Origin of the sequence: Pseudomonas sp. KT_2_4 (assembly GCF_041410225.1) — a bacterium.
GTDB classification, from domain to species: domain Bacteria; phylum Pseudomonadota; class Gammaproteobacteria; order Pseudomonadales; family Pseudomonadaceae; genus Aquipseudomonas; species Aquipseudomonas paracarnis.
Genome location: NZ_CP166962.1, coordinates 2,039,365 through 2,057,640, shown reverse-complemented (window position 1 = coordinate 2,057,640; position 18,276 = coordinate 2,039,365). Strand labels below are relative to the sequence as shown.

14 protein-coding genes are annotated in these 18,276 nt (G+C 61.5%); 5 read left to right on the top strand and 9 right to left on the bottom strand.

Annotated features, from left to right (window positions below):
• Positions 1-7: 7 nt before the first annotated feature.
• The 3 genes from AB9N64_RS09405 to AB9N64_RS09395 all read right to left on the bottom strand — a co-directional run bounded on the left by AB9N64_RS09405 (position 8) and on the right by AB9N64_RS09395 (position 4,589).
• The gene (locus AB9N64_RS09405) at positions 8-3,478 is read right to left on the bottom strand and encodes a NahK/ErcS family hybrid sensor histidine kinase/response regulator (RefSeq protein ID WP_371360207.1); all 3,471 of its coding nucleotides are present in this window, start codon (positions 3,476-3,478) and stop codon (positions 8-10) included.
• Between the two features lie 119 nt (positions 3,479-3,597).
• Positions 3,598-3,981, bottom strand: coding sequence for a YbaN family protein (locus AB9N64_RS09400; protein ID WP_019818414.1), 384 nt, complete (start codon positions 3,979-3,981; stop codon positions 3,598-3,600).
• A gap of 20 nt (positions 3,982-4,001) precedes the next feature.
• The gene (locus AB9N64_RS09395) at positions 4,002-4,589 is read right to left on the bottom strand and encodes a YecA family protein (protein ID WP_019818413.1); all 588 of its coding nucleotides are present in this window, start codon (positions 4,587-4,589) and stop codon (positions 4,002-4,004) included.
• Between the two features lie 276 nt (positions 4,590-4,865).
• Here AB9N64_RS09395 and recQ point away from each other — a divergent pair, with 276 nt between their 5' ends.
• Both recQ and AB9N64_RS09385 read left to right on the top strand, forming a co-directional pair.
• Positions 4,866-6,995 carry a DNA helicase RecQ gene (gene recQ, locus AB9N64_RS09390; RefSeq protein ID WP_014719373.1) on the top strand — a complete coding sequence of 710 codons (2,130 nt, stop codon included), beginning with the start codon at positions 4,866-4,868 and terminating at the stop codon, positions 6,993-6,995.
• A gap of 121 nt (positions 6,996-7,116) precedes the next feature.
• A complete protein-coding gene (locus tag AB9N64_RS09385) occupies positions 7,117-7,551 on the top strand; it encodes a MarR family transcriptional regulator (protein WP_003193007.1) in 435 nt (144 codons plus the stop codon).
• 120 nt (positions 7,552-7,671) lie between these two features.
• On the opposite strand, the gene AB9N64_RS09380 is transcribed toward AB9N64_RS09385, so the two are convergent.
• Positions 7,672-9,861, bottom strand: coding sequence for a patatin-like phospholipase family protein (locus tag AB9N64_RS09380; protein ID WP_032903134.1), 2,190 nt, complete (start codon positions 9,859-9,861; stop codon positions 7,672-7,674).
• A gap of 83 nt (positions 9,862-9,944) precedes the next feature.
• Here AB9N64_RS09380 and AB9N64_RS09375 point away from each other — a divergent pair, with 83 nt between their 5' ends.
• A complete protein-coding gene (locus AB9N64_RS09375; RefSeq protein WP_014719371.1) occupies positions 9,945-10,232 on the top strand; it encodes a SelT/SelW/SelH family protein in 288 nt (95 codons plus the stop codon).
• A 2-nt stretch (positions 10,233-10,234) separates the two neighbouring features.
• Here AB9N64_RS09375 and AB9N64_RS09370 read toward each other — a convergent pair whose 3' ends face one another.
• Both AB9N64_RS09370 and AB9N64_RS09365 read right to left on the bottom strand, forming a co-directional pair.
• Positions 10,235-11,116, bottom strand: a complete 882-nt coding sequence (locus tag AB9N64_RS09370; protein ID WP_019818408.1) for a DMT family transporter — start codon at positions 11,114-11,116, stop codon at positions 10,235-10,237.
• Between the two features lie 99 nt (positions 11,117-11,215).
• Complete coding sequence (locus AB9N64_RS09365; protein WP_014719369.1) at positions 11,216-11,965, bottom strand: AraC family transcriptional regulator; 750 nt, start codon at positions 11,963-11,965, stop codon at positions 11,216-11,218.
• A 137-nt stretch (positions 11,966-12,102) separates the two neighbouring features.
• Between AB9N64_RS09365 and AB9N64_RS09360 the strand changes: the two genes are divergently transcribed.
• Positions 12,103-12,912: a UDP-2,3-diacylglucosamine diphosphatase gene (locus tag AB9N64_RS09360; protein ID WP_014719368.1), complete on the top strand. Its 810-nt coding sequence runs from the start codon at positions 12,103-12,105 to the stop codon at positions 12,910-12,912.
• A gap of 176 nt (positions 12,913-13,088) precedes the next feature.
• Here AB9N64_RS09360 and AB9N64_RS09355 read toward each other — a convergent pair whose 3' ends face one another.
• From AB9N64_RS09355 to phhA, 3 genes are all read right to left on the bottom strand, one after another.
• Positions 13,089-14,282 carry an amino acid aminotransferase gene (locus AB9N64_RS09355; protein ID WP_019818405.1) on the bottom strand — a complete coding sequence of 398 codons (1,194 nt, stop codon included), beginning with the start codon at positions 14,280-14,282 and terminating at the stop codon, positions 13,089-13,091.
• Positions 14,282-14,638, bottom strand: coding sequence for a 4a-hydroxytetrahydrobiopterin dehydratase (locus AB9N64_RS09350; protein ID WP_003192995.1), 357 nt, complete (start codon positions 14,636-14,638; stop codon positions 14,282-14,284). The genes AB9N64_RS09355 and AB9N64_RS09350 overlap by 1 nt, the downstream gene beginning before the upstream one ends.
• A 98-nt stretch (positions 14,639-14,736) precedes the next feature.
• On the bottom strand, positions 14,737-15,528 hold the full coding sequence (gene phhA, locus AB9N64_RS09345; RefSeq protein WP_014719366.1) for a phenylalanine 4-monooxygenase: 792 nt from the start codon (positions 15,526-15,528) through the stop codon (positions 14,737-14,739).
• A gap of 257 nt (positions 15,529-15,785) precedes the next feature.
• Here phhA and AB9N64_RS09340 point away from each other — a divergent pair, with 257 nt between their 5' ends.
• On the top strand, positions 15,786-17,351 hold the full coding sequence (locus tag AB9N64_RS09340) for a sigma-54-dependent phenylalanine hydroxylase transcriptional regulator PhhR (RefSeq protein WP_014719365.1): 1,566 nt from the start codon (positions 15,786-15,788) through the stop codon (positions 17,349-17,351).
• The last annotated feature ends 925 nt before the right edge of the window (positions 17,352-18,276 follow it).

The following is an 18,276-nucleotide window of genomic DNA, read 5'->3' as shown; positions in this document are numbered from 1 at the left end:
AGCCCCGTTACAGGGGCAAATGCCTGCTTAACAGCGCCCGCAACGCCGCCGGCTTCACCGGTTTGGCCAAGTAATCCAACCCCGCCCCGTGCACCTCGGCCACCATCTCCGGTCGCCCATCGGCACTGATCACCACACCGGGAATCGGCTCGGCCAGTTGCGCACGCAGCCAGCCCATCAACTCGGTACCGGTTTCGCCGTGGTCCAGGTGGTAATCCACCAACGCCAGTTGCGGGCGGATACCGTCGGCTAGCAGTGCCGCGCATTCGGCCTGGTTGGCGGCCGTCCAGACTTCACAGCCCCAGCGCGTTAGCAGGCTGCGCATGCCGATCAGGATGCTGTCTTCGTTATCCACGCATAGCACCCGTGCGCCACTCAAGGGCAGGCCGGTTTCTGTGGGCGGCTTGGGTTGCACGCTGGCCTGGTTGCGGGCCAGCGGCACGCACACGCTGAAGACGCTGCCTTTGCCCGGCCAGGAGCGCACGCTCAGGCGATGGCCCAGCACGCGGCACAGACCGTCGGCAATCGCCAGGCCCAGGCCCAGGCCCTTTTCGGCACGGGTCTGGTGGCTGTCCAGGCGCTTGAACTCTTCGAAGATCACCTTTTGTTTATCCGGCGCAATGCCAGGGCCGCGGTCCCAGACCTCCAGGCAGAGTTCGCCCTTGCGGCGACGTACGCCTAGCAGCACTGGGCCGTCGGCATAACGGAAGGCATTGGTCAGAAAGTTCTGCAAAATTCGCCGTAAAAGTTTGATATCGCTGTCGACCCGCAAACGGCTGCCGCGCCAGCGGAAGCGCAAGTGTTGATCCTGGGCCAGCGCCTTGAATTCTGCACCCAGGGTGTCGAACAGCTCGTTGAGGACAAAGGGTTGGCGTTGTGGGTTGATCTTGCCGTTTTCCAGGCGCGAAATATCCAGCAAATCACTGATCAAGTCTTCAGCCGAGCGCAGCGAGCTGTCCAGGTGCTGCACCAATTGCCGTGCCTCACTGGGCAGGCCATCGGTCTGGTGGGAGAGGGCGGCGGAAAACAGCCGCGCAGCGTTCAGCGGTTGCATCAGGTCATGGCTCACGGCCGCCAGGAACCGCGTCTTCGACTGGCTGGCGGATTCGGCCACGCCCTTGGCGTCGGTGAGGGCCACGTTCAGTTGCGACAGTTCATGGGTGCGCTCGGTCACCCGCTGCTCCAGGCCCTCGTTGGCTTCGGTCAGTGCTTGTTCGGCTTCGCGGAAGGCGGTGATGTCGGTGAAGCTCATGACAAACCCGCCGCCGGGCATCGGGTTGCCGATCAACTCGATCACCCGGCCATTGGGGAACAAGCGCTCGGAGGTGTGCGCACGCCCCTGGCGCATCCAGTGCAGGCGACGCGCCACGTGCACTTGCGCTTCGCCAGGGCCACACAGGCCGCGCTCGGCGTTGTAGCGAATGATGTCTGCAATGGGCCGGCCGACGCTGATCAAGCCGTCCGGGTAGTTGAACAGTTCCAGGTAACGCCGGTTCCAGGCCACCAGCTTGAGCGACTGGTCCACCACGCTGATGCCCTGGGTGATGTTCTCGATGGCGCCTTGCAGTAGGGCGCGGTTGAACTGCAGCACTTCCGAGGCTTCGTCGGCGATACGGACAACGTCCTCCAGTTGCATTTCCCGCCCTTCGATTGCCGCTTTCACCACCGCCCGCGTCGAGGAGGCCCCGAGTACGCCGGCCAGCAAGCGTTCGGTGTGGGCGATCCAATCGTTATCGGCATTCTGGTTGGGGTTGAAGCCTTTGCCTTGGCGGTAGGCGAAGCGAATAAAGCTCTGCTGGGCCCGTTCTTCCCCGACGAAGCGCGCCGCGAGGCTGAGCAGGTCGCTGATCTGCACCGACAGCATGGAGCGCGCACTCGCACGCTGGTTGATTTCCTGGCCGATAAAACGGCCTGCCTGCCAGTGCTCGGAAACCCGTGTGCGCGACAGCATGGACACCCACACGAAGAGGGTGAAATTCCCCGCCAGGGAGAACACGGTGCCCAAGGTCAGCGACGTGACCGACAGCCCGAACGGGTGGGAATGCATCCAGGTCAGGCCGGGGAAAAGGCTGAGCGACCAGCCCAGACTTTTCGCCGTCACTGGCAAGACCAAGGTGTAGAACCACAGGAAGGTACCGGCGGCCAAACCGGCAAACACCCCACGCCGGTTGGCCTGCTTCCAATAGAGTGCGCCGAGCATCGCCGGGGCCAGTTGGGTCACAGCGGCAAAGGCGATCTGGCCGATGGTCGCCAGGCTGGCAGTGGAGCCCAGCAAGCGGTAGCTCACGTACGCCAGCAGCAGGATGATCACAATGCTCACCCGGCGAACCGACAGCATCCAGTGGCGAAAGACTTCGAATGGCCGCTCGGCGCTGGATCGGCGCAACAGCCACGGCAGCAGCATATCGTTGGAGACCATCGTCGACAGTGCAATGCTCGCCACGATCACCATGCCAGTGGCCGCTGATGCACCGCCAATGAATGCCAGCACGGCGAGGGCAGGATGGGCCTCGGCCATTGGCAGGCTGATCACATAGGAGTCCGGCAGCACCGAGCTGGGCAACAGCATCTTGCCGCCCAAGGCGATGGGCACCACGAACAGTGCCGCGAGGATCAAATAAGCCGGGAACACCCACTTGGCCAGGCGCAAATCCTGGGGGTCGATGTTCTCCACCACCGTCACATGAAATTGTCGCGGCAGGCAGATGATCGCCATCATGGCGACGCCGGTCTGTACCACCATCGAAGGCCAGTTGATGGTCTCTTTCCAGTATTCCTCAAGGCGCGGGGCGAGCATGGCCTGGCTGAACAGATCGCCGAAACCGTCGTACAAGCCGTAGGTGACAAACGCACCGACGGCGAGAAAAGCGAACAGCTTGACCAGCGACTCAAAGGCAATCGCCAGCACCATGCCGCGGTGGTGTTCGGTGGCGTCGAGGTTGCGTGTGCCGAACACGATGGTAAACAGCGCCAATACCAGCGACACAATCAAGGCCGTGTCCTGGGCGCGGGTGCCGGTGGTGTCGGGGCCGGCGCCGATCAGCAGGTTCACGCCCAGTACGATGCCTTTGAGCTGCAGCGCGATATAGGGCAGCACGCCCACCAGGCAAATAAGTGCCACCACCACCGCCAGGGACTGGGACTTGCCGTAGCGGGCAGCGATAAAGTCGGCGATGGAGGTAATGTTTTCCTGCTTGCTGATCAGGATCATCTTCTGCAGCACCCAGGGTGCCAGCACCAGCAACAGCACAGGTCCCAGGTAGATCGGCAAGAATGCCCACAGTTGTTCGGCGGCTTGGCCTACGGCGCCGAAGAAGGTCCAACTGGTGCAGTACACCGCCAGTGACAGGCTATACACCCAGGCACGCACGCGCGGTGGCAGCGGCGCATGGCGGCGGTCACCGTAAAAGGCGATGGCAAACATAGTGGCCATATAGGCCAGGGCAACGGCGGCGATCAGCCCGCTGGACAGCGTCATGGTAACTCCGAGCATAAGAACACCCGGACATTCCAGGCCCGGTTGGACAGTCTCGCATGATGCCTGGTGTTAGTCAGTGTCGACCAAGGTCGTGTGGGATCGAATGTCGCAGGTGGCGCTCAGCGTGGCGGCAGGGTTTTCTGGCGCAGGATGTAGATCGTCACCAGCACCGCACTGGTCAGCATAAAGCCCCGTGCCCATGGCAGCGGCACCAGGTAGCAGGAAATCGAGATGCTCAACCACATCAAGCCAATGGCGTAGACCTTGCCTTTGAGCGGGATGCCATTGCCGTCCAGGTAATCGCGCACCCAGGGCCCCAGGCGCGGGTGTTCCACCAGCCAGTGGTAGAAGCGCGGGGAGCTGCGAGCGAAACAGGCGGCGGCGAGTAACAGGAAGGGCGTGGTCGGCAGCACAGGTAGGAAAATGCCGATGACTCCCAGCGCTACGCTTAGCCAGCCGATGGCCAGCAGCGCGTAGCGCAGGAGCAGTGGACGGTTGCCCATGGGTGCCACGGGCAAGCGACTCAGTGGTGACGTGGCTTGAGGATCGCCGGTTTTTCGTCAGGCGCGTTGCACAGCAGGTACAGCGCGGTGAGGGCTTCCGGGATCTGCACGATCATGTCGTCCATCAGGTTGGCGTCGGCGGCGATGTCGGAGAACTCTGCTTCCTCTTCGAACAGACCCGAACCGACCATGATCGGCAGCAGCATTTCGCTGACTTCTTCTTCGGCGGTTTCGAACCAGGCGGCTTCGCGCAGGAACACGCCTTCCATGAAGCCGATGCACCAGCCGCGCAGGTCGGAGTCATCAGGGTCGTCGCCCAGGTCCAGCTCGCACGGCAGCTCGAACTCTTCGTCGGAGGCCAGTTGGCGGGCGATGTGGGCCTTGAGGGCGATCAGGGTGGATTCGATTTCTGCGCGCTGGGCGTCGTCGCTGTAGTGAGGCTCTTCAGCGAACAGCGCGTCGATCCATTCACGGTCCGGGACGGGGTCGGAGCAGATCGACAGGGCGGTCAGGTAGCCGTGGGCGGCCACGTAGTCCAGCGCCTCGTCATGCAGCTCATCGGCGTCGAGGAAGGCTTGCAGGCGGGTTAGTTGCTCAGCGAAGGACATTGAAGGGCTACCTTGGGAATAAACGATGCTGAATTCTAGGCTTTCTTGAGCGCCCAGGCCAGCCGCACGGCATATTTGCCCGGTTTTAGCCTGGTGCGTCTATTCGTCAGTCGCGCCCTTTGGTGGATAACGCTCGGGTATACTGCCGCGTTTTGTGATGCCCCTACAGGCCCAGCGCCAATCCGGGAAAACTTCGCTTACGGATTATTTTTCGTGAACGGGGATTTTTTCGGCCAGCCTGTATAGAGGGATTTCGGCACCATTTTGGAGTTTTACATGCTCGAGCAGGCTCAACGCGTCCTCAAGGACATCTTCGGCTACGACAGTTTTCGTGGCCGCCAGGGTGCGATCATTGAGCGCGTGGCCAGTGGCGGCGATGCCCTGGTACTGATGCCTACCGGTGGCGGCAAGTCGCTGTGCTTCCAGGTGCCGGCGCTGTTGCGCAATGGCCTGGCCGTGGTGGTGTCGCCGCTGATTGCGTTGATGGACGATCAGGTCGCCACCCTTGAAGAACTCGGTGTCGCCGCCGCGTCGTTGAACTCCACCCTCAGCGCCGAGCAGCAGCGCGACCTGGCCGCACGCATCAAGCGTGGCGAGGTGAAAATGCTCTACCTGGCGCCGGAGCGCCTGGTGCAGCCACGCATGCTGGCTTTTTTGCAGAGCCTGGAAATCGCCCTGTTCGCCATTGACGAAGCCCACTGTGTGTCGCAATGGGGTCACGATTTCCGTCGCGAATACCTGCAGCTTGGCCAATTGGCCGAACTGTTTCCCGATGTGCCGCGTATCGCGCTGACCGCCACCGCCGACAAGCGGACCCGCGAAGAGATCGTCGAGCGCCTGCATTTGCAGAACGCCGAGCGCTTCCTGTCGAGTTTTGACCGGCCCAATATTTTCTACCGCATCGTGCCCAAGGAGCAGCCACGCAAGCAGTTGCTGGCGTTCCTGTCCGAGCGGCGCAGTGACGCGGGCATCGTGTACTGCCTATCGCGCAAGAAAGTCGATGAGGTCGCGGCGTTCCTCTGTGAACAAGGCTACCCGGCACTGCCTTACCATGCCGGCCTGCCCAATGAAACGCGATCAGCGCACCAGAAACGCTTCCTGAACGAGGAAGGCCTGATCATGGTGGCAACCATCGCCTTTGGCATGGGCATCGACAAATCCAACGTGCGTTTCGTGGCGCACATGGACCTGCCCAAGTCCCTTGAGGCCTATTACCAGGAAACCGGGCGTGCCGGCCGCGATGGCCTGCCGGCGGATGCCTGGATGGTCTACGGACTGCAAGACGTGGTGATGCTCAAGCAGATGCTGCAGAACTCCGAGGGCGACGAGCGCCACAAACGCCTGGAACAGCACAAGCTCGATGCCATGCTCTCGTTGTGCGAAGAGACCCGCTGCCGCCGCCAGACCCTGCTGGCGTATTTCGACGAAGACATGCCTGAACCCTGCGGCCACTGCGATAACTGCATCGACGGCGTACAAACCTGGGACGCCACCGAGCCGGCGCGCCAGGCGTTGTCGACGATCTATCGCACCGGCCAGCGTTATGGTGTGGGCCATCTGGTGGACGTACTGCTGGGCAAGGACAATGAAAAAATCCGCAGCTTCGGCCACGAGAAACTCTCGGTGTACGGTGTCGGCAAAGCTCGCGCCGAAGGTGAGTGGCGTTCGCTGTTTCGCCAGATGGTTGCCCGTGGGCTGGTCGACATCGATATCGAAGGCTACGGCGGGCTGCGCCTGAATGACAGTTGCCGGCCCTTGCTCAAGGGCGAAGTGAGCCTGGAACTGCGCCGTGACCTCAAGCCGCAGACCACCGCCAAAAGCAGCAGTACTAGCCAGGCCAGCCAACTGGTGCGGGGTGAAGAACGCGAACAGTGGGAAGCCTTGCGCACCCTGCGGCGCAAACTGGCGCAGGAGCACAGCGTGCCACCCTACGTTATCTTTCCCGACTCCACCTTGCTGGAGATGCTCCGCGAGCAGCCCACCACCATGGCCGAGATGGCCCGGGTCAGCGGTGTGGGCGCGCGTAAACTGGAACGCTACGGCCAGGCCTTCCTGGAAGTGCTCGGCGGCCAGGCCGAAGCGCCGAAGGAAATCGCCGATATTCGCCACGAACTGATCAGCCTGGCCCGCGCCGGCATGACCCCGATCCAGATCGCCGGCCAGCTGCAATGCTCGGAAAAAAACGTATACACCTTGCTCGCCGAAGCCATCGGCAAGCAGCAATTGTCCCTGGAGCAGGCCCTTGATTTGCCTGAAGATTTGCTCGGTGAAATCCAGGACGCTTTTCTCGATGGAGAAGGCGAATTGCCAGCTGTCACGGAGATTGCGCCGTTATTTACCGGGCGTGTTCCGGAAGGCGTTTTGTACTGCGTGCGTGCTGCTTTGCAGTCGGAATTCGAAATTTAGTGTGCCAATTACGACAATGTAACGAATCAGTACATAGCGGGCCTTGCCTACTGACAGGGCTCATGCTTAGCTGACTAATAATTAGCCATACTTTATTTTCAGTCTTAAACATGAGTTTTTTATGCCGTTAACCGATCAACACCGTTTTGGCATGCAGTTGGCGCAAATGTCCCGAGGTTGGCGCGCCGAACTGGATCGCCGGCTGGCGGGGCTGGGCTTGTCCCAGGCGCGCTGGCTGGTGCTGCTGCACCTGGCCCGTTTTGTCGAAGCACCCACCCAGCGTGAATTGGCCCAAAGTGTCGGCGTGGAAGGGCCCACACTGGCCCGTCTGCTCGATAGCCTGGAAGGCCAGGGCCTGGTGCAACGCCAAGCCGTGGTGGAAGACCGCCGCGCCAAACGTATCCTGCTGTGCGATACCGCCCAACCGCTGATCGACCAGATCGAAACCATCGCCACGGCGTTGCGCCATGAGTTGTTCGTGGGCGTGAATGAGGAAGACCTGCGGGTGTGCATGCGGGTGCATGAGCACATCCTGGCGAACCTGGAAAAGTCCTGATCTAAATAATGTGGGAGCTGGCTTGCCTGCGATGACGGACATTCAGTCAAAGGATTAGCTGGCTGACGCACCGCTATCGCAGGCAAGCCAGCTCCCACATTGGGTTTAGTGTTCGGCGTCTTAGAACGTCTGGCCCAGGTTCAAGTACACCGCCTTCTGATTATCATCATTGAACCCATAGCTGAAATTCAGCGGCCCCAAGGGTGTATCAAACCCCAGGAAAATACTCGCCGCGTTGATATAGCCGCTATCGAACTCGTTATCGTTGTTCCACGCCCGACCCCGTTCCAGGGATGCACCCAGGTACAACGGGAAGTCCAGTGGCAGGTAAGAGCGCGGGGTGAGCCTGCGGTAGTACACCGCGCGCATCAGGCTGATGTTCTGCCCCGAAATCGCATCCTGGCGGAAGCCTGATAATTGCCGTGCGCCTCCTAGCAGGAAGCTGGAAATCACCACATCCGAATCGTCCAGGGTGCGCCCATAGCGGCCGCCCAGTATCAGGGTGTCCGGGCCGTGGCTCATGGCCTTGTCCAGCTTGAATTCCCACTGGCGGTAGCGCTGGTCCGAGCCCAGGCCAGGTTCGAACTCGCGAAAGGCCAGGCCGATGTCTTCGCCGCTATGGGGGAAGTACACGTTGTCCAGGGAGTCGAAGGAATATTTGAGTTCATAGAAGCCTTCGCTGAAGCTCACGCTTGGCAGGTCGCGGTCGCCAATGCGCACGTCCGCCTTGCCCCAGGCTTCGCCCACGCCAAAGCGGATCTCGCCGCTGTTGCCGATCTGCCGGCCCACGTTCAAACCAAAGCCATAGCGTTCCAGGCGGTATTCGGAGATGGGGTCGTTATCCAGGATCAGCTCGACGTTCTGCGCCTCGGCCCTGATGTAGGGGGCCACAAAGTAGCGTGAGCCGGTGTCCATGGGTTGGTAGAACTCACTGTACAGCTCCTGCCGATCACCGATCTGCACCCGTGTGAGCCATTCCGCGCCGAGGCGGTTGATGCCGTTCACGCGGTAACTGGCGCCGAGGTTGAAGGCGCTGTCGCCGCGCATGTCGTCCGAGAGGTTCAAGCCCAGGCGCAGGTAGTCGGTGCCGCTGCGCTTGCCGCGTGCGCTGATCACCAGGGTGTTGTCCTGGCCTTTTTTTACCACGCGGTATTGCACCTGCTCGAAGTAATCGAGGCCGTACAGGGTGCCCATGTCTGATTGCAGGCGGCCCAGGTTCAACGGTTCTCCCAGCCCCTGGCGAATGTAATAGCGGATGACGTCATCACTGACCTTGGAGTCGTTCTCCACCTGGATTGCGGTGATTACCGGGGTGCGTTCGCCCGGTGTGCGGGCGGCTATCAGGTCGGCGTCGATGGGTTCGGCAGGGCGCAGGTGTGCCAGGCGTACGTCGAGGGCACGGGTGGCGCGGTAGCCGGCATCGATCATGTCCTTGGCGCGGCCAAAGTCGGTGACGCCATAAGCGGCCAGCGGCGGTTGGATCAACACGTCCTTGGGGTTCAGGGCCTTGAGTTGTTCCTCGGAGTTACGCCGGGTCATCAGGGTGATGGACTGGTTGAGCACGTCCACCACGGTGGCCAGTTGTTTGCGCGAGCGCAGCGGGGTGCCGATGTCGACCACGATAGCAATATCGACGCCCATCTCCCGCGCCACATCCAACGGGATGTTGTCGGTCATACCGCCGTCCACCAGCAGGCGGCCATCCAGCTCCACCGGGGCGAACACCGCGGGAATCGACATGCTGGCGCGTATCACCTGGGGCAGGTGGCCTTTGCTGAAGACTACTTTTTCGCCGGTGGTGATGTCGGTAGCCACGGCGCGAAAGGGGATCGGCAGCTTGTCGAAATTACGCGTGTTGCTGCTGTGGGCGAACATGCTTTCCAGCAGCAACGCCAGGTTCTGGCCCTGGATCACGCCCAGCGGCAGGCCGAGGCTGCCATCGTCGCGGAAACTGAGTTTTTGTTTGACCAGGAAATCCCGGTCGTCCTGTTTGCGCCGAAACGGTACATCTTCACGCGGTGGCGCGTCGGACAGGGCCTGCTGCCAGTCGATCCCCAGCGCCAACTTCTCCAGCTCGTCAATTTTGTAGCCCGACGCATACAACCCGCCAATCACCGCGCCCATACTGGTGCCGGCAATCGCATCGATATGAATACCTTGCTCTTCAAGCGCCTTGAGCACGCCGATATGCGCCAGGCCACGGGCAGCGCCGCCGGACAGCACCAGGCCGATTTTCGGGCGGGGGGCTTCTACCGCGTCGGCAAGTAGGGGGACAAGGCACAGGAACAGGCAAGACAGCAGGCGGCGCATCATCAATCTCGTGGCTGGGCGACAAAGGCCGCTATTATAGCCACCCGATTCGCTGAGCCTGTTACGCCAGGAGCCGCTTAATGATGTCTGCATGCAAACCCGAGATCGTGATCACCTATTGCACCCAGTGCCAGTGGTTGCTGCGCGCCGCGTGGCTGGCCCAGGAGCTACTCAGCACCTTTGCCGATGACTTGGGGCGCGTGGCACTGGAACCAGCCACCGGCGGGGCCTTTCGCATTACCTGCGATGGCGTGCAGATTTGGGAGCGCAAGGCCGATGGCGGTTTTCCCGAGGCCAAGGTGCTCAAGCAGCGAGTGCGCGACCAGATCGACCCGCAGCGCGACCTCGGGCATAACGACCGTACCGTCTGAAGTCAGGCCGGCGCCGGTTGCTTGGCCTGGCTGGCGCTGCCCATCAGGCCGGAGAGCACGATGGCGACGATGATCAAGGCGCCGCCCAGCAGCATGCGCAGGGTCGGGGTTTCGGCAAACAACAGCCAGGCCACGGTGATGCCGTAGACCGGTTCCATCGCAAACACCACCGACGCGGTGCGCGCCTTGATCACCGCAAGGCTGGCGACAAACAGGCTGTGGGCCAGGCCGGTACAAAACACCCCCAGCAGCCCGATCCACAGCCAATCTATCCCTCGCACATCCGCCAACCCCGGCGCGGCCACGGGCAGCAGGAGCGCGGCGACCACGACGTTCTGGCACAGCGCGGCCTGTACCGCAGGAATGCGCCCTGAACTGGCGCGATTGTTCAGCGACAACAACGAGAACAACAGGCCCGAGGCGATGCCCCACAGCAGCCCGCCCGTGGCCTCGCTGGCGAGATTGAAATCCGGGGTCACAAGCACCAGGCCAACGGTGACCAGCACCACCAGCAGCACTTCATTGGCGCGAATGCGCTCGCGGAAAATCAGCCCCTCAAGGATTACGGTAAAGGCCGGAAATGCGGTGAACCCCAGGGTCGCCACGGCCACACCCGCGACTTTGACAGCGATAAAGAACGTCACCCAATGGGCGGCCAGCACGACGCCGCTGACCAGCAGGCGACGCCAGTCACGCATCTCCAGTTTTTTCCAGGGAGCGTTGCTGGCAAAGCGGGCGAATACCGCCAGGGCCAGCACGGCAAACGCGGCCCGGCCGAATACGATGATGGCAGGGGAGGCCGCCGCCAGCTTGCCGAATACGCCGGTGAGGCCAAACATCAGTGCGCCGATATGCAGGGCGCCAAGGGCTGAGCGGGGAGTCATTGCGATCCTTGATCCAACAGGGGTGACAGCCTCGCAGTCTAGAGGGTTGGAGGATGGGCGTCTGTCGCGGGCCGGGTGATTTTTAGCGCAAGACTCTTGCTAGCCCGCCCGACGCAACGCCCCGGGCGAGGCGCCAAAGGCCCGTAGCATGGCCGCGCAAAATGCACTTTGCGAGGCGTAGCCGACGCGCTCGGCAATCTCGCCGATGGGCAGGGAGGTTTCGCGTAAAAGCCTGAGCGCCATATGCAAGCGACGACTGCGTAGATAGTCCATCGGCGTTTGCCCGCACTCAGCCATAAACCGTGCATGCAGGCGCGGCACGGACAAATCGGCAATCCGCGCCAGGTCGGCCACCTGGAGCGGACGCGCCGCATGGCGCTCGATATGGCTATTGAACGCGGCATAAGGCAGACGCCGGCCAGGCAGCGGTTGACCCTGAGGGTGGTTGAGGCTGGCCAGTAACAACACGGCGCCTTGCTGGACGATCAGCGGGTCGTGCACCGGGCTTTGTGCCAGCCACTGCACCAACTGGTGTTGCCGGGCATCCAGCGCCAGGCGTGCGGGTTGGTCGAGCAAGCGGCGGCTGGCATCGGCATGTTCGCCCAAGGATTGCACCACCCAGTGCTCGGTCGGCACATCCAGCACCAGGCAGCGGCTGCCATCGCGGCTGATGCAGGCGTGGTGGGTGGAGAAGGGCAGCACCATCACGCTGCTTTCGCGCACCTGGCTGCCACGGCCATCGACTTCCAGGTCCAGGTGCCCGGAAAGGCCGAACACCAACTGCGCATGGTCATGGCTGTGGGCAATGGGCGCTTCGAGGTAGTGGCGTAGCGTGAGGGTCGGGCTCATCGCGGTCTCCAGGGCGGCAAGCTGTCAGTCTACAACGCTTGGCGAGCGACGGGCGCTGTCATCAGACTGACGCACGCTTGTCATGGACTATTAATCGCCAAGGCGCAAGCTCGCCAAAACAGCGTCGAGGGATGCCCATGACCCGTGCCGAGTTCACCAAGCCCAGCCGCAAGCAACGGGTGCGAACCCTGTGGATTTCCGACGTGCACCTGGGCACTCGGGATTGCCAGGCCGAACACCTGTCGCACTTTCTCAAGGGCTACCATGCCGACAAGGTCTACCTGGTCGGTGACATCATCGACGGTTGGAAACTGCGCGGTGGCATGTATTGGCCCCAGGCTCACACCAACGTGATCCGCCGCTTGCTGACCATGGCCAAACGTGGCACCGAGGTGATCTATGTCACCGGCAACCATGACGAGTTCCTGCGTCGCTATTCCAAGCTGATCCTGGGCAATATCCAATTGGTCGATGAGGCTGTACACGTCACCGCCGATGGCCGCCACTTGCTGGTGATTCATGGCGACCAGTTTGATGTGATCACGCGCTATCACCGCTGGCTCGCCTTCCTCGGCGACTCGGCCTACGAATTCACCCTGACGCTGAACCGCTGGCTGAACCACTGGCGTGCGCGGTATGGCTACGGTTATTGGTCGCTGTCGGCGTACCTGAAACACAAGGTCAAGACGGCAGTGAGTTTTATCAGCGATTTCGAAGAGGCGATTGCCCACGAGGTGACCAAGCGTGAATTGCACGGGGTGGTGTGCGGGCATATTCACCATGCCGAGATTCGCAAGGTGGGCGAGGTGGATTACCTCAACTGCGGGGATTGGGTGGAGTCGTGCACGGCCTTGATCGAGCACTGGGATGGGCATATCGAGTTGTATCGGTTGGCGGATGCGCAGGCCAAAGAGGCACTGCTAAAGGCCGAAATGGTCGCTGGCTGAAGCCCTGCGTGCTTATAAAAGTGGGCGCTGGCTAGGTATCGCACACGGATTCAGCGTCCGGCATCAATCCCCTGTGGGAGCGGGCTTGCCCGCGATGGCGGTGGGCCAGGCAATTAATCTGCAACTGAACCACCGCCATCGCAGGCAAGCCAGCTCCCACACGTAATCCTGTTGCTTCAGTTGGAAACGTCGGCGATGGCTTGAGCCAGCAACGTCAAGCGCGTTGCATCAACACCGGCCACGTTAGCCCGCCCCGAACTGACCATATACACACTGTGCTTTTCGCGCAGTTGCTTGACCTGCTCGGCACTCAAGCCGGTATAGGAAAACATCCCACGCTGCGTGCCGATATGTGCGAATTTCTCAGCCAGGCCATGGGGCGCAAGCGCTTCCACCAATCCTGCGCGCAGATGGGCGATCCGCGAACGCATGGCCTCGACTTCCTCGCTCCACTGCTTTTTCAGCTGTGCATCACCGAGGATGGTCGCCACCACGGCAGCACCGTGATCCGGCGGTGTCGACCACAGGTTGCGAGCGATATTCGCCAGTTGGCTGCGTACATCGGTGAGCTTTTCGGCATCCGCCGCACAGACGATCAATGCACCCACGCGGTCGCGATACAGGCCGAAGTTCTTCGAGCAGGAGCTGGTGATCAGCACTTCCGGCAGCTCGGCGGCAAACAGGCGCACCGCCCAGGCATCCTGTTCCAGGCCATCACCAAAGCCCTGGTAGGCGAAGTCGATCAGCGGCAGCAACTGGCGTTCACGCACGATCTGCAAGACCTGGCGCCAGTCATCCTGGGACAGGTCAAAGCCGGTCGGGTTATGGCAGCACGCGTGCAGCAATACCACGTCGCCCTTGGGCACGCTGGACAGGGTTGCCAGCATCGCCGTCACATCCAGGCGGTTGTCGCTGCCCACGTAAGGGTAATGACTGACCTTGAGCCCGGCTTTGGCAAAAATGGTTTCGTGGATCGGCCAGGTCGGGTTGCTCAGCCACACGCCACGGCCCGGCAGGCTGTGGGCGATAAAGTCGGCACTCAAGCGCAGGGCGCCGGTGCCGCCTGGGGTTTGCGTGGCGCCAGCGCGGCGGTCACGCAGCAAGGCCGAGTCGGCGCCGAGCACCAGTTGGCTGATCAGGCTGCCGAAGGCTGCATCGCCATGCCCACCGATATAGGTCTTGGTCACTTGGGTGTCGACCAGGCGCTGTTCCGCCAGCTTCACCGAGTGGGGAATCGGCGTCAGGCCTTGCTCGTCCTTATAGACACCTACGCCCAGGTCGAACTTGTTCGGGTTGGCGTCCTGGGTATACAGGTCCATCAACCCGAGGATCGGGTCGCCGGGCACGCGGTCGATGGCATCGAAATGCATTACTTGCGACCCTCGGCAGTCTTAGCCACTTCGTCGGTGCGCGCGGCCATGATGAAGTCGTTGCGGTGCAGGCCCTTGATGGAGTGGCTCCACCAGGTCACGGTGACTTTGCCCCACTCGGTGAGCAGGCCAGGGTGATGGCCTTCGGCTTCGGAAATTTCACCCATGGCGTTGGTGAAAGCCAGGGCGAATTTGAAGTTCTTGAACAGGAAAACCTTTTCCAGCTGCATCACCCCATCGCGCACTTCGATGTTCCAGTCAGGGATCTGCTTGATCAGCACCGGCAGTTCTTCATCGCTGACTTGCGGGGCATCGGCGCGGCAGGCTTCGCAGTGGGCTTGGTTCAAGGTGGTCATGGAAGGTGTCCTGAATTCGAATGATTGAAGGTCAGTGGCGTTACCCTAAAGCAACGCGGGGCCAGGGAACAGACTCACCTGGCCTTAAAACACAAGGTTCACGCGGCTTTGGGTTTGGGCGGAAATTTCGGTGCGTGCAGACCCAACTGCATGCCGCGCTCGACCATGCCCATGATGTCTTCCTGCGCCACATCGAACAGGCGCTTGAGCTCGGGCAAGACGAAGTACAGCGGTTGCAGGATGTCGATGCGATAGGGGGTGCGCATCGCTTCCAGCGGGTCGAAGGCCTGGTGCTCGGGCTCGTCCGACAGGCAATACACACTTTCTTTAGGCGACGACAAAATGCCGCCACCGTAGATACGCCGGCCCTGAGGCGTGTCCACCAGGCCGAACTCGATGGTCATCCAGTACAGGCGCGCCAGGTACACCCGTTGCTCCTTGGTGGCCGCCAGGCCGAGCTTGCCGTAGGTGTGGGTGAATTCAGCGAACCAGGGGTTGGTCAGCAGCGGGCAGTGGCCAAAGATCTCGTGAAAAATATCCGGCTCTTGCAGGTAGTCCAGTTCTTCACGGGTGCGGATAAAGGTCGCCACCGGAAACTGCTTGCTGGCCAGCAATTCAAAGAAGGTCTGGAAGGGAATCAGCGCCGGCACGCGGGCGACTTGCCAACCGGTGGTGTCGGCCAGCACCTTGTTGATCTCGCCCAGTTGGGGGATGCGGTCCAGGGGCAGGCCGAGCTTGTCGATGCCGTCCAGGTATTCCTGGCAGGCGCGGCCCTCAATCACCTTCAACTGACGAGTGATCAGGGTATTCCACACCGCGTGTTCTTCTGGCGGGTAGTGGATAAAACCTTGCGCATCGGGCTCGCGGGCCACGTACTGCGTCTGCTTCATACGGCTCTCCTGCTAGGCATTCGTTCTTGTTATGTCCTGGGATGCCTCTATTGATAACCGGATAGGCGCAGGATTCCATCAGCCTTTAGCCAATGCGTGTAGGAAAAATTACCGATATTCGTAAAGAATTCGTTACGATGGGCTCGCTTCTCGCAGCTATGGGCTGGGAATAGCTGCCGTACTGTCACATAATCTTGACGACTATCTGCGCCTAGCGACAAAAAGACGCGGCGCCTACTCCTTTTTCGAGTTTTTCCATGCGTATCAAAGTGCACTGCCAGAACCGCATCGGCATCCTGCGGGACATCCTCAACCTGCTGGTGGAGTACGGCGTCAACGTCGCCAAGGGCGAAGTCGGCGGTGAGCATGGCAATGCCATCTACCTGTTCTGCCCCAACCTGGTGAACATGCAATTCCAGGCGTTGCGCCCGCAGTTCGAGGCGATTGCCGGAGTGTTCGGGGTCAAGCGGGTAGGGCTGATGCCCAGCGAGCGGCGGCATATGGAACTCAATGCGTTGCTCGGTGCCCTGGAATTCCCGGTGCTGTCCATTGATATGGGCGGCTCCATCGTGGCCGCCAACCGGGCGGCGGCGCAGTTGCTTGGCGTGCGGGTAGATGAAGTGCCGGGGATTCCCCTGTCGCGTTATGCCGAGGATTTTGACCTGCCGGAACTGGTGCGCGCCAGCAAGTCGCGAATCAATGGCCTGCGGGTCAAGGTCAAGGGCGACGTATTTCTGGCGGATATCGCGCCGCTGCAATCCTCCGAGCACGACGACAGCGAAGCCATGGCCGGCGCCGTGCTCACCCTGCACCGTGCCGACCGTGTCGGTGAGCGTATCTATAACGTGCGCAAGCAAGAGCTGCGCGGTTTCGACAGCATCTTCCAAAGCTCCAAGGTCATGGCCGCAGTGGTGCGTGAAGCGCGGCGCATGGCGCCGCTGGATGCGCCGCTATTAATAGAAGGCGAAACCGGCACCGGCAAGGAGCTATTGGCCCGGGCCTGCCACTTGGCCAGCCCGCGGGGGCAGTCGCCGTTGATGGCGCTCAACTGCGCGGGGTTGCCCGAGTCGATGGCCGAGACTGAACTGTTTGGCTATGGCCCCGGCGCATTTGAAGGGGCGCGGGCGGAAGGTAAATTGGGCCTGCTTGAGCTGACGGCGGGCGGTACCTTGTTTCTGGATGGCGTGGGAGAAATGAGCGCGCGCTTGCAGGTCAAGCTGCTGCGCTTTTTGCAGGATGGTTGTTTTCGCCGGGTGGGCAGTGATGAAGAGGTGTACCTGGACGTGCGGGTGATCTGCGCGACCCAGATGGATTTGTCGGAACTCTGCGCCCGGGGTGAGTTTCGTCAGGACCTTTATCACCGGCTGAATGTGCTGTCGTTGCATATCCCACCGTTGCGCGAATGCCTGGATGGCCTCGCGCCGTTGGTCGAGCACTTTCTCGACCAGGCCAGCCGGCAGATCGGTTGCCCACTGCCCAGGCTGGCCCCTGCGGCCATGGACAAACTCAGCCACTACCACTGGCCAGGCAACGTGCGGCAACTGGAAAACGTGCTGTTCCAGGCGGTGTCGTTGTGCGAAGGCGGCACGGTCAAGGTTGAGCATATTCGCTTGCCCGATTACGGCGTGCGTCAGCCGCTGGGTGATTTTTCCCTGGAGGGGAGCCTGGAGGATATCGTCGGGCGCTTTGAGAAGGCGGTGTTGGAAAGCCTGTACGCCGAACACCCGAGCAGCCGCCAGTTAGGCAAGCGCCTGGGGGTGTCGCACACCACCATTGCCAACAAGCTGCGTGATTACGAAGTGCTCAAGGCCGATCGCAGTTAAAACGGTGGGAGCTGGCTTGCCTGCTATAGCGGATTGTCAGTTGGCATATCAGTGCCTGCCCAACCGCTATCGCAGGCAAGCCAGCTCCCACATTGGTTGGGTATTGCCCCCGCAATCAGCGCCCGGCCTCAATCCCCTGTGGGAGCGGGCTTGCCCGCGAAGGCGGCGGGTCAGTCAATGATTCTGTCGCTGAACTAACGCTATCGCAGGCAAGCCAGCTCCCACATTGGTTGGGTATTGCCCCCGCAATCAGCGCCCGGCCTCAATCCCCTGTGGGAGCGGGCTTGCCCGCGAAGGCGGCGGGTCAGTCAATGATTCTGTCGCTGAACTAACGCTATCGCAGGCAAGCCAGCTCCCACATTGGTTGGGTGTTGCCCACGCAATCAGCGCCCGGCCTCAATCCCCTGTGGGAGTGGGCTTGCCCGCGAAGGCGGCGGGTCAGTCAATGATTCTGTCGCTGAACTAACGCTATCGCAGGTAAGCCAGCTCCCACATTGGTTGGGTATTGCCCCCGCAATCAGCGCCCGGCCTCAATCCCCTGTGGGAGCGGGCTTGCCCGCGAAGGCGGCGGGTCAGTCAATGATTCTTTCGCTGAACTAACGCTATCGCAGGCAAGCCAGCTCCCACATTGGTTGGGTATTGCCCCCGCAATCAGCGCCCGGCCTCAATCCCCTGTGGGAGCGGGCTTGCCCGCGATGGCGGCGGGTCAGTCAATTAATCTGCAACTGAATCAGCACGATCGCAGGCAAGCCCGCTCCCCCTTTGATCTCTACCGGTTTGAAGGCCGGTGTTTGCCGCAGGCGGCAGTAGTCCGCCGTTTTTTCGACTGTTTCTTCCCGCGCTATTTCAGCTACCTCTACGAAACCCCCGCCGCGCTTGGACTTTGGTCTCTTTTGAAAAGTTGGTTCGCAAATTGCTTAAGCCT